8 protein-coding genes are annotated in these 11,500 nt (G+C 72.1%); 3 read left to right on the forward strand and 5 right to left on the reverse strand.

What is annotated here, in order from left to right:
• Positions 1 to 7: 7 nt before the first annotated feature.
• Positions 8 to 2,521, reverse strand: a complete 2,514-nt coding sequence (locus ACFYMM_RS18155) for a DEAD/DEAH box helicase (protein WP_388387521.1) — start codon at positions 2,519 to 2,521, stop codon at positions 8 to 10.
• Between the two features lie 145 nt (positions 2,522 to 2,666).
• Here ACFYMM_RS18155 and ACFYMM_RS18160 point away from each other — a divergent pair, with 145 nt between their 5' ends.
• A complete protein-coding gene (locus ACFYMM_RS18160) occupies positions 2,667 to 3,461 on the forward strand; it encodes a metal-dependent hydrolase (protein WP_388387523.1) in 795 nt (264 codons plus the stop codon).
• A gap of 190 nt (positions 3,462 to 3,651) precedes the next feature.
• Here ACFYMM_RS18160 and ACFYMM_RS18165 read toward each other — a convergent pair whose 3' ends face one another.
• From ACFYMM_RS18165 to ACFYMM_RS18180, 4 genes are all read right to left on the reverse strand, one after another.
• Positions 3,652 to 4,122 carry a DUF5709 domain-containing protein gene (locus ACFYMM_RS18165; RefSeq protein ID WP_388387525.1) on the reverse strand — a complete coding sequence of 157 codons (471 nt, stop codon included), beginning with the start codon at positions 4,120 to 4,122 and terminating at the stop codon, positions 3,652 to 3,654.
• Positions 4,123 to 4,413: 291 nt separating this feature from the next.
• Positions 4,414 to 4,938 carry a hypothetical protein gene (locus ACFYMM_RS18170; RefSeq protein ID WP_388387527.1) on the reverse strand — a complete coding sequence of 175 codons (525 nt, stop codon included), beginning with the start codon at positions 4,936 to 4,938 and terminating at the stop codon, positions 4,414 to 4,416.
• A gap of 244 nt (positions 4,939 to 5,182) precedes the next feature.
• On the reverse strand, positions 5,183 to 6,964 hold the full coding sequence (locus tag ACFYMM_RS18175) for an ABC transporter ATP-binding protein (protein WP_388387529.1): 1,782 nt from the start codon (positions 6,962 to 6,964) through the stop codon (positions 5,183 to 5,185).
• Complete coding sequence (locus ACFYMM_RS18180) at positions 6,961 to 8,775, reverse strand: ABC transporter transmembrane domain-containing protein (RefSeq protein WP_388387531.1); 1,815 nt, start codon at positions 8,773 to 8,775, stop codon at positions 6,961 to 6,963. The genes ACFYMM_RS18175 and ACFYMM_RS18180 overlap by 4 nt, the downstream gene beginning before the upstream one ends.
• A 199-nt stretch (positions 8,776 to 8,974) precedes the next feature.
• Between ACFYMM_RS18180 and ACFYMM_RS18185 the strand changes: the two genes are divergently transcribed.
• Together ACFYMM_RS18185 and ACFYMM_RS18190 are read left to right on the forward strand one after the other, a co-directional pair.
• Positions 8,975 to 9,754 carry a L,D-transpeptidase family protein gene (locus ACFYMM_RS18185; protein WP_388387533.1) on the forward strand — a complete coding sequence of 260 codons (780 nt, stop codon included), beginning with the start codon at positions 8,975 to 8,977 and terminating at the stop codon, positions 9,752 to 9,754.
• A gap of 51 nt (positions 9,755 to 9,805) precedes the next feature.
• A complete protein-coding gene (locus ACFYMM_RS18190) occupies positions 9,806 to 11,419 on the forward strand; it encodes a peptide-N4-asparagine amidase (protein WP_388387535.1) in 1,614 nt (537 codons plus the stop codon).
• The last annotated feature ends 81 nt before the right edge of the window (positions 11,420 to 11,500 follow it).

Below are 11,500 nucleotides of genomic sequence, written 5' to 3' on the forward strand. Positions count from 1 at the left end.
CCTGTGCTCACAGCTGGCCGACATCGGTGACGCGGACGACCGCGCGGCCCTCGGCGTCGGAGGCCGCCAGGTCGACCTCCGCACTGATGCCCCAGTCGTGGTCGTCGTTCGGGTCGTCGAAGATCTGGCGGACCCGCCACAGTCCGTTCTGCGGCTCCTCCTGGATCACCAGCAGCTTGGGGCCGCGGGCGTCGGGGCCGGTGCCGAGGTCCTCGTACTCGTCCCAGTACTTGTCCATCGCCTCGCCCCAGGCCTGCGCGTCCCAGCCGGACTCGGCGTCCAGCTCGCCGAGTTCCTCCACCTGGTCGAGGGCGGCGAGTTCCACGCGACGGAACAGGGCGTTGCGGACCAGGACCCGGAAGGCACGCGCGTTGGTGGTGACCGGCTTGACCTCGTCGGCCTTCTCCTGGGCCTCCTCGGCGGTCATCTCCTCCGGGTTGGCCAGCTGCTCCCACTCGTCCAGCAGGCTGGAGTCGACCTGGCGCACCATCTCCCCGAGCCATTCGATCAGGTCCTGGAGGTCCTCCGACTTCAGGTCGTCGGGGATGGTGTGGTCCAGGGTCTTGTAGGCGCCGGCGAGGTAGCGCAGCACGATGCCCTCGGTGCGGGCCAGCTCGTAGAAGGAGACCAGTTCGGTGAAGGACATCGCCCGTTCGTACATGTCCCGGACGACCGACTTCGGCGACAGCGGGTGGTCGCCGACCCACGGGTGGCTCTTGCGGTAGGTGTCGTACGCGTGGAAGAGCAGCTCTTCCAGGGGCTTCGGGTAGGTGATGTCCTGGAGGCGCTCCATGCGCTCCTCGTACTCGACACCGTCCGCCTTCATGGCGGCCACCGCCTCGCCGCGCGCCTTGTTCTGCTGGGCGACGAGGATCTGCCGGGGGTCGTCGAGGGTGGATTCGACGACGGACACCATGTCCAGGGCGTAGGACGGCGACTCCGGGTCGAGCAGTTCGAAGGAGGCGAGTGCGAACGTGGACAGCGGCTGATTCAGCGCGAAGTCCTGCTGCAGGTCGACCGTGAGACGGACGATGCGGCCCTCGGCGTCCGGCTTGTCGAGCTTCTCGACGATGCCGCCGTCCAGCAGCGAGCGGTAGATCGCGATCGCCCGCCGGATGTGCCGCAGCTGCTGCCTGCGCGGCTCGTGGTTGTCCTCCAGGAGGTGGCGCATCGCCTCGAACGCGTTGCCCGGCCGGGCGATCACCGACAGCAGCATGGTGTGCGTCACCCTGAAACGCGAGGTCAGCGGCTCCGGCTCGGAGGCGATCAGCTTCTCGAACGTGTTCTCCGTCCAGCCGACGAAACCCTCCGGCGCCTTCTTGCGCACCACCTTGCGCCGCTTCTTCGGGTCGTCGCCCGCCTTGGCGAGCGCCTTCTCGTTCTCGATGACGTGCTCGGGCGCCTGCGCGACCACCAGGCCGGCCGTGTCGAAGCCGGCCCGGCCGGCCCGGCCGGCGATCTGGTGGAACTCCCGGGCGCGCAGGGTGCGCACGCGGCTGCCGTCGTACTTGGTGAGCGCGGTGAACAGCACCGTGCGGATGGGCACGTTGACGCCGACACCGAGCGTGTCCGTACCGCAGATGACCTTCAGCAGACCGGCCTGCGCCAGCTTCTCCACCAGACGCCGGTACTTGGGCAGCATGCCGGCGTGGTGGACGCCGATGCCGTGGCGGACGTACCGGGAGAGGTTGCGGCCGAACTTCGTGGTGAACCGGAAGTTGCCGATCAGCTCGGCGATCTGGTCCTTCTCGTCGCGCGAGCACATGTTGATGCTCATCAGCGCCTGCGCCCGCTCCACGGCCTGCGCCTGCGTGAAGTGCACGATGTAGACCGGCGCCTGCCGGGTCTCCAGCAGATCGGTGAGCGTCTCCGTGAGCGGGGTGAGCTGGTACTCGTAGGACAGGGGCACCGGGCGGGTCGCCGAGCGGACCACCGAGGTGGGGCGGCCGGTGCGGCGGGTGAGGTCCTTCTCGAAGAAGGACACGTCGCCCAGGGTGGCCGACATGAGGATGAACTGCGCCTGGGGCAGTTCGAGCAGCGGGATCTGCCAGGCCCAGCCGCGGTCGCCCTCCGCGTAGAAGTGGAACTCGTCCATGACGACCTGGCCGACGTCCGCCTGTTTGCCGTCGCGCAGCGCGATGGACGCCAGCACCTCGGCGGTGCAGCAGATGACCGGGGCGTCCGCGTTGACGGACGCGTCGCCGGTGAGCATGCCGACGTTCTCGGTGCCGAACATCTTGCACAGCTCGAAGAACTTCTCCGACACCAGCGCCTTGATCGGAGCCGTGTAGAAGGTGACCTCGTCCCGGGCCAGCGCGGCGAAGTGCGCACCCGCGGCGATCATGGACTTTCCCGAACCGGTGGGGGTCGACACGATCACGTTCGCCCCGGAGACCACCTCGATCAGCGCCTCCTCCTGGTGGGGGTAGAGGGTGAGACCGCGCTCCTGGGCCCACGACTCGAAGGCTTCGTAGAGGGCGTCGGGGTCGGCGGTCGGCGGCAGCTGATCGATGAGGGTCACGCACCCATCTTGCCTGGCCCGGTGGCCGATGGGGGAATCGGCTGCGGGCACGAAGATCATGGCAGCTACGCTGTGTCGCCGACGGAGCGTCAACGCACCCGGTCAACTGGACAGCGGCACACGAGGAATGGGGCGGGCAACGGCCATGATGGGACCAGCACACTCACTGTCGGGGGCCGCGGCCTGGCTCGGCGTCGGGGCGGCCGCCGCCGCGGCCGGGCACCCGATGCCCTGGCCGGTCCTCCTCGTAGGCGCCCTGATCTGCGCAGGAGCCGCGCTCGCTCCGGACCTGGACCACAAGGCGGCCACCATCTCGCGGTCCTTCGGGCCGCTGTCGCGATGGGTCTGCGAGATCGTGGACAAGCTGTCGTACGCCGTCTACAAGGGGACCAGGATGAAGGGCGACCCGCGCCGCTCCGGCGGCCACCGGACGCTGACGCACACCTGGCTGTGGGCGGTCCTGCTGGGGGCGGGCTGCGCGGCGGCGGCGATCACCGGCGGCCGGTGGGCGGTGCTGGCGATCCTCTTCGTGCACATGGTGCTGGCCATCGAGGGGCTGCTGTGGCGGGCGGCCCGCGGCTCCAGCAGCGACGTCCTGGTCTGGCTGCTGGCGGCGACCACTGCGTGGATCCTCGCGGGCATCCTGGACAAGCCGGGCAACGGCTCCGACTGGCTGTTCACCGCGCCGGGCCAGCAGTACCTGTGGCTGGGGCTGCCGATCGTGCTGGGCGCGCTGGTGCACGACATCGGGGACGCGCTGACGGTCTCCGGCTGCCCGATCCTGTGGCCCATCCCGCTGGGGCGCAAGCGCTGGTACCCGATAGGACCGCCGAAGGTGATGCGGTTCCGGGCGGGCAGCTGGGTCGAGCTGAAGGTGCTGATGCCCGCGTTCATGCTGCTCGGCGGAGTGGGCTGCGCCGCCGCCCTGAACATGATCTGACCAGCGGATCCGGGCGGGGGGTGCGGGTCAGGAGGTTTCGCCGGCCTCCCGGCCAGCCCCGCCGTAGCGGCGCTCGGACCGGGCGATGCGGCCCTCGGCGTCGACCGTGCGGGCCGTGCCCGTGGAGAAGGGTTGGCTCTCGGCGGAGATCGGCTCCTCACGCGGGCCGGTCGGGCGGGGGATGTCCGGGTCAGCCGTACAGGGAGTCCTCGTCGACGATGTGCATCGCGGCCTCCTCGGCGGAGGCGGCGGCGCCGTCGATGCCGACGTCGGTGGCGACCAGTGCGCTCTCCTCGTCCTCGTGCGCCCCCTCGTCGGGGGCGACGAGCCGGCCGGAGCGCAGGGCGCCGACCTCGTTGTCCAGTGGCTCTCCGTCGCTGCTCTCGCAGTCACCGATGCCGTCGCCGTCCGCGGGGGCGGGTTCCGGCGTCTCCTCGGCGAGCCGCTGGTCCAGGGTCTCGCCCCGGTGCCGCTCCGCCGCGGTCACTCCGGTGTGCTCCACCGCCCACGGCCGCTCCGGCGGGGACCAGCCGCGGTCCAGGGGATCGTCGACGCCGTCGGAGTCCAGGGTGTCCTCCACGTCGAGCACTCCCGAGTCCTCCCGGATCTCGGACTCATCGGGCTGGTATACGTCGTCTCCCCATCCGTCGGCGCTGTCCACGGGTACCTCCAGGTGGTGGGGACGGCCCGGTGTCACCGCGAGCGGCGGCGGGCCGTCGGCACGCGCGGCGCGGGTTCCGGACGCGAACCGGACGGTCCCCGGGCGTTGCCCGTGCCGGTGCCGCTATCCAGCCTTCCACCCCTGTTCGGCACCGCGCAACGGCACGGGCCCAGGCCGGCCTCCCGGCGGCCCTGCCCTCCTGGATCGGGGGCAGGGCCGGGCGGCCGGCCGGGCGGCCGGAGCGAGGCCGCCCGTACGCTCCGGACCGCCCCCGGGGTTCGTCGATCCCGGTCAGCCGAGGCCGAGGGAGGACAGGGCGGTGGTCCAGTCTTCGGCGATGGCGCTGCGGGCGTCGTCGAGGCTGACCGTGCCGTCGCAGACGGCCTTCTTGAGCTTGTTCTCCACGGAGTCCTTGCTGGCGGCGGTCTCGTTGCCGTACCGGGGCTCCGGCCACAGGTTCTGCGCGCTCTTGGGGGCGCCGCCGAGTTCCAGCGGGACCAGGTGGTCCTCCTCGTAGTCGGCCGTGCTGGTGTCCGAGTAGCCGTACTGGGCGATCTGCTGGATCTTCAGGGCGCTGGTGTAGGAGCTCGGGGGCCGAACGGTGGAGGTCCAGCCGGAGACGCATATCGTCGAGTCGATCGTGGACTGGGTGACGTCCGGGTTGTAGGCGCCGGGCTGGCAGGTCGGGTCCGGCAGCGGCAGGTAGGACTGGGAGCAGCCGGCGGCATGGGCGGCCGGGCCGGTGCTGAGGATGAGGCCGGCGACGGCGAGGGTGAGGGACGTGGTCGTGGCGGTGAGGCGGCGCGTGGCACGCATGGGGGTCTCCCGCGGTGGGCCCGGGGGATCCGGGCAGGCGTGTGCATGACAGCACCGCGGTGTTCTATGCGGGTAGACCCATTGGTTGAAGAATCAGTGAACTCGGGGAAGTCTTACCGCCCCATGACGGCTGCTTGCCCAACCACTGGTGGGTTGTTGGGAGTTGCTTGGTTTCCTGCCGGACCCGGCTCCCCCTGCCGGGTCCCGCTCATGGATTCCGTCGACCGGGGTGGCCCTGGCGGCCTCAGCCGTGCCAGGACCGCCACAGCGCCGCGTACGCCCCGTCCGCCGCCACGAGTTGCTCATGGCTGCCCAGTTCGCTGATGCGGCCGTTCTCCACCACGGCGATCATGTCGGCGTCGTGGGCGGTGTGCAGGCGGTGGGCGATGGCGACCACCGTGCGGCCGTCGAGGACGCGGGCCAGGGAGCGCTCCAGATGCCGTGCCGCGCGCGGGTCGAGGAGCGAGGTCGCCTCGTCCAGGACCAGCGTGTGCGGGTCTGCCAGCACCAGCCGGGCCAGCGCGATCTGCTGGGCCTGCGCCGGGGTCAGCGACAGCCCGCCGGAGCCCACCTCGGTGTCCAGGCCCTCGTCCAGCGCCCGTGCCCAGCCGTCCGCGTCGACCGCGCCGAGTGCGGCCCACAGCTCGGCGTCGGCCGCGTCGGTCCGGGCCAGCAGCAGGTTGTCGCGCAGCGAGCCCACGAACACGTGGTGCTCCTGGTTGACGAGGGCGACGTGCGAGCGGACGCGTTCCGCGGGCATCCGGGACAGCTCGGCGCCGCCCAGGGTGATCCGGCCGTCCCGGGGCGCGTAGATTCCGGCCAGGAGCCTGCCCAGCGTGGACTTGCCCGCGCCCGAGGGGCCGACCAGGGCCAGCCGGGTCCCTGGCGCGACGTCGAGGGACACCGAGCGCAGCACGTCGACGCCCTCGCGGTAGCCGAAGCGCACCCGGTCGGCGTGCACGTCGCGGCCGTCGGGGGCGAGCGCGGCCTCCCCGGCGTCGGGCTCGATCTCGCGCACCCCGACCAGGCGGGCCAGCGACACCTGGGCGACCTGGACCTCGTCGTACCAGCGCAGGATCAGGTTGACCGGATCGACGAGCATCTGCGCGATGAGCGCACCGGTCGTCAGCCGGCCCACACTGATCCAGCCGTGCAGGACGAAGACACCGCCGACCATGAGGACCGAGCCGAGCACCAGCACGTGCACGGCGTTGATCACCGGGAAGAGCACGGACCGCAGCCAGAGGGTGTACCGCTCCCAGGCCGTCCACTCCTTGATCCGGCGCTCGGAGTGGGCGACACGGCGGGCGCCGAGGCGGTGCGCCTCGATGGTGTGGCCCGCGTCCACGGTCTCCGCGAGGGCGGCGGCGACGGCGGCGTACCCGGCGGCCTCGGAGCGGTAGCCGGCGGGCGCCCGCTTGAAGTACCAGCGGCACCCCAGCACCAGTACCGGCACGGCGATCAGTACGGCGGCCCCCAGCACGGGAGCCGTGACGACGAGCCCGCCGAGCAGCAGCAGCGCCCAGACCACACCGATCGACAGCTGCGGCACCGCCTCGCGCATGGCGTTGGCCAGCCGGTCGATGTCCGTGGTGATGCGGGAGAGCAGGTCGCCGGTGCCGGCCCGCTCCAGGACGCCCGGCGGCAGCCCCACCGACCGTACGAGGAAGTCCTCGCGCAGGTCGGCCAGCATCCGCTCGCCGAGCATCGCGCCCCGCAGCCGCACCTCCCGCACGAACACCGCCTGCACCACCAGGGCCAGCGCGAACAGCCCGAGGTTCAGGCCCAGATGCAGCTGCGCCGCCCGGTGGGAGACCCGCTCGACCAGCGCGCCCAGCAGGTACGGGCCCACCATGGAGGCGACCACGGCCACCGTGTTGACGCCGACGAGGAGCAGGAAGGCCCGGCGGTGGCGGCGGAACAGCTCGGTCACGTAGGCGCGGACGGTGGCGGCGGAACCGACGGGCAGGGTGGTGGCCGTCGTCGGGGCCGCCGGGTCGTACGCCGGTGGCACAACGCCGATCATGCGCTCTCCTCGATCTCTTCCAGCTCTTCCAGCTCTTCCAGCTCTTCCAGCTCTTCGAGTGCTTCGAGCCCTTCCGGCTCCTCCTCGGTCTCCCGGGTCACCACAGCCCGGTACCGGGGTTCGCTGTGCACCAGTTCGCGGTGCACGCCGACCGCGACGGCCTCGCCCTCGTGGACGAGGACGACCCGGTCGGCGCGGTCCAGCAGCAGCGGCGAGGAGGTGAAGACCACCGTCGTACGGCCCGACCGCAGCCGCCGTACGCCGTCCGCGACCCGGGCCTCGGTGTGCGAGTCGACCGCCGAGGTCGGCTCGTCCAGGACCAGCACCTCGGGGTCGGTGATCAGCGACCGGGCCAGTGCCAGCCGCTGGCGCTGGCCACCCGAGAGCGAACGTCCGCGCTCGGTGATACGGGCGTCCATCGGGTCGGCGGCCTCCAGCGACCCCTGCGCGAGCGCGTCCAGGACGTCCCCGCACTGCGCCGCCGCCAGCGCCTCCGCGGCGTCCACGGCGCCGGACGCCGGCACGTCGAGCAGGTCGCGCAGCGAACCGGACAGCAGCACCGGGTCCTTGTCCTGGACGAGGACCGCGGTGCGGGCGGAGTCCAGGGGCAGGTCGTCGAGCGGTACGCCGCCGAGCAGCACCGCCGGACCGGACTCGGCGGGGTGGCCGCCGAGGCGTTCCGCGAGTCGCCCGGCCGCGTCCGGGTCGCCGCACACCACGGCGGTGAGCCGGCCCGCGGGCGCGAGCAGACCCGTGGCCGGGTCGTACAGATCGCCGCCCGGCACCTCGGCCGCGCGCGAGCCGTCCGCGTCGGTGGCCCGCTCCAGGGCCAGCACCCGCGCGGCCCGTTTGGCCGAGGGCCGCGAGAAGGAGTAGGCCATCGCGATCTCCTCGAAATGGCGCAGGGGATAGTTCAGGATCATCACCGCGCTGTACACCGTGACCAGTTCGCCGACGGTGATCCGGCCCTGGCGGGCCAGCTGGATGCCGTGCCAGACGACCGCGATCATCAGCAGCCCGGGCAGGAGCACCTGCACCGAGGAGATCAGCGACCACATCCGGGCGCTGCGCACGGCCGCGTGCCGTACCTCCTGCGAGGCGCGGCGGTAGCGGTCGAGGAACAGTTCCTCGCCGCCGATGCCGCGCAGCACGCGCAGCCCGGCGACCGTGTCCGAGGCCAGCTCGGTGGCCCGGCCCGCCTTCTCGCGCTGGAGGTCGGCGCGGCGCGTCGCCCGGGGCAGCAGCGGCAGTACCGCGAGCGCCACCACCGGCAGGCCCACCGCGACCACCACGCCGAGGTCGGGCTGGTAGACGACCAGGCCGGCGCAGACCACGACGACCGTCAGCGCGGCCGCGGTGAAGCGGGAGACGGCCTCGACGAACCAGCCGATCTTCTCCACGTCACCGGTGGAGACGGCCACCACCTCGCCGGCGGCGACCCGCCGGGTCAGCGCGGAGCCCAGCCGGGCCGCCTGGCGCGCCAGCAGTTGCTGGACGCGGGCGGCGGCGGTGATCCAGTTCGTGACCGCGGCCCGGTGCAGAAAGGTGTCGCCGAGCGCGATCCCCACGCCGCACAGCAGCATCAGACCGCCCGTGAGGGCGAGCCGGGCGCCGGAGCGGTCGACGACTGCCTGGACGGCGAAGCCCACGCAGAAGGGCAGCGCGGAGACGGAGACGAAGTGCAGCAGGCCCCAGGCCAGCGACTTGAGCTGGCCGTCCAGCTGATTGCGCCCCAGCCACCACAGGAATCGGGGACCCGAACGGGTGTCGGGGACGCCCGGGTCGGTATACGGAAGGTCTTGAATCTGCATGACGTCCCAGTGGATTCGTGTCAGAAGGCGGGGGATCGGGATGCGGCCGGAGCGGAGGGGGAACGGCGACTTGCCGTGAGTGGCCCGCGTCGCAGCGTGGTCAAATTCACCGGCCAAATCAAACGGTTTTCCCCGGCGGCCCAGGAAATCCGGGCACTTCCGGCCAGGAGACTCCGGGCCGTCGTGCCACCATGAGCCGGTGCGGATGAGCGGTGTGTGGCGTGTGACGGTGGCGACGGCAGTGCTGGGAGCGCTGGGAGCCTTGTCGGCCGCCCTCTCCGCGTGCGGCGGCACAGCGGCCGGGGGCGAGGCCGGCGCCCAGCGTGAGGCCGGCGCCCGGGGTGAGGCCGTCCGCACCGCCGCCCCCGGTCCGGTCCCCTCCGCGGCGGCCGACCCGACCCGTGTCCCGGGCGTCGGCGACAACCTGTACCGGCGGATTCCCGCCGACTCCCGCCAGGTCGTGGCCGTCTACGGCGACACGGAGAACTCGCCCGACTCCACGGTCGTGCTGTACACCCGGCACGGCTCCGCCTGGCGGCCGGTCCGCGCCTGGGCCGCCCACAACGGCCGCCACGGCTGGACCACCGGCCACCGCATGGGCGACGGGCGCAGCCCGGTCGGTGTGTTCACCCTGACCGACGCGGGCGGCGTACTCGACGACCCCGGCGCCAAACTGCCCTACGACCACAGCGCGGAGTCGTACGCGACACCGGACACCTGGGACGAGGCGCACCGGCACGACTTCGACTACGTCATCGCCATCGACTACAACCGTCTCCGGGGCACCCCGCCGGCCGACCCCACCCGCCCCGAGGGCGAGGACAAGGGCGGGAACATCTGGCTGCACCTGGACCACGGCAGCGGCACCTCGGCCTGCGTCAGCGTCTCCAAGGAGGCCATGGAGTTCCTGCTGCGCACGCTCGACCCGCGCCTGCACCCGGTGATCGTGATGGGGGACAGGGCCGAACTGCGGGCCTGAACCGTCCGAGGCCTCATTGCGGGGGCGCCCGACTCCCCGTAGAACACGGCCATGAGAAGACCGATAGTCATGTCCATGCTCGCCGGGGCGGCGCTGGTGGCGAGCACCCTCTTCGGCGTCGGCGCGCCCTCCGCCCGGGCCGTCGACGTGCCGGCCGAGTTCGGCACCGACTGGCACGACCCGGTGACCGCGGCCCCGCCCGTCGCCACCCCCCACACCAAGTCCTGCCGGGTCACCCTGGCCGAGGCCCAGTTCCGCGACTTCACCCCCTACCGGGGGACGTTCACACCCCCGAAGGGGTGCGGCGACCACTGGAGCAGGGTCGTACTGCGTCTCGACGGCAAGGTGAAGGGCCGTCAGTACGACCGGCTCGGCTATCTCCATGTCGGCGGGGTCGAGATCCTGCGCACCTCGACCCCCGAGCCCTCGCCGGACGGCATCGAGTGGCACGTCGAGAAGGACGTCACCCGCTACAGCGACACCTTCCGCGCCCCGAGGGACGTCGAGATGCTCATCGGCAACGTCGTCGACGACACCTACACCGGCGTCATCGACGTCAGGGCCACCCTGACCTTCTACGCGGGCCGCCCCGCCGCTCCGGCCCCCGACCGCGTGCTCACCCTCACGAACACGCCCGACGGCACGACGACCCTCACCACCCCGCGCAACAGCGAACGCATCGTCGCCGAGGTGTACGCCACCGGATCCGGCGGCGGCTGCGAGGAGTTCTGGTACCTGACCGTGGCCGACCCGGCCCCGTACTCCTGCAAGGCCGACCACGGCCCGTACCGTGAGGTGCAGGTCACCGTGGACGGCCGGCTCGCCGGGATCGCCGCGCCGTTCCCGCACGTGTGGACGGGCGGCTGGTCCAACCCCTTCCTCTGGTACGTCGTTCCGGCACCGCGTGCCTTCGACGTCAAGCCGGTCGAATACGACCTGACGCCGTTCGCCGGGCTGCTCGACGACGGACTCCCGCACCGGGTGCAGGTCTCCGTGGTGGGCGTGCCCGCGGGGCAGGCCGGCTGGAGCACCCCCGTGAACGTGCTGGTCTGGCAGGACGCGCATCGCGCGCACGTCACCGGCGCCCTGACCGTGGACAGTGCGACCGCTCCGGCCGACTCCTCGACCTACACGCCGGGTTCACCGGCCCGGGTGGACACCCGGGCCGGGCACCGGCTCACCGTCGCCGGGTACGTCGACACCTCGCACGGCCGGGTGACCACCACCGTCAGCCGCACGCTGGCGAACACCTCCGTCCACCGCTGGACCGACGGCGAGACGACCGACGGACTCGACGCCACCTGGACGGACGACCAGAGCGTCACCGTCGACGGACACGGAACGGCGCGGACGACGTACACGCACCGGACGTACACGATGAGCGGAGCCACCACCCTCGGTACGGACAACCGGCTGCGCACCGTACTGACCCTGGGCGACCGGGCGGCGGTCGAGGAGCGCTGGGACGGCCGGCGCGCCACGTGGTCCCGGCTCGACGACACCTACGCCGGCGACGCCGCCTACACCGTCGACGTACCGCGCGACCAGCGGCACGCGGTCGCCACCACGAGCGAGCGCTACCGCCGCTACGGCTCGGACGGCTGCTACGACCGTTCGCTGACGGCCGTTCAGGGAGTGCTCACGCGGGACATCAGCCGCTGCTGAGGCCGCCGAGGTGCGACGCGTCACGCGCGGCAGGATTTACCTGGCCGCAACACCGTGGTCTTCGGGAAGAGCGGCCGGACC

The sequence above is a fragment of the Streptomyces sp. NPDC006739 genome, assembly GCF_042869815.1.
GTDB lineage: Bacteria > Actinomycetota > Actinomycetes > Streptomycetales > Streptomycetaceae > Streptomyces.